This window comes from Shewanella sp. T24-MNA-CIBAN-0130 (genome assembly GCF_040310185.1).
In the GTDB taxonomy this organism is placed as follows: Bacteria; Pseudomonadota; Gammaproteobacteria; order Enterobacterales; family Shewanellaceae; genus Shewanella; species Shewanella psychromarinicola.
The window spans coordinates 1-274 of record NZ_JBEOPP010000297.1 but is presented as its reverse complement, the minus strand read 5'-3'; the positions used below and the strand labels follow the sequence as shown (position 1 = coordinate 274).

The 274-nt window shown below is 38.7% G+C and carries 1 protein-coding gene; it reads right to left on the bottom strand.

Translation table 11 applies throughout. The annotated features are described in order from the left end of the window. Positions 1-274, bottom strand: a 274-nt coding sequence (locus AAEZ02_RS22455; protein WP_351125249.1) for an aldo/keto reductase, incomplete at both ends; no start/stop codon positions are given.

The window sequence follows — 274 nt, the reverse complement described above, 5'->3', positions numbered from 1 at the left end:
AGGCTAAACTCGTTTTGGATTGACACCATTTTTGGCAAGTTATGCTCTTTTGATAAATTTAAAAATTGGCTAATTCCCCAAGGCGTATCATCAGAAAGCCCACAATGCTTAATTTTTCCTGCTTTAACACACGCATCTAACCCCTCTAAAATATCAAGCATATCAGCGGTGTGTTGTTCTGCATCGACATCAGTAAATTTAAGCATGCCAGGCCATTGCCTTGCAAAATGAGGAGTGCAACGATTTGGCCAATGTAATTGGTATAAGTCAATAT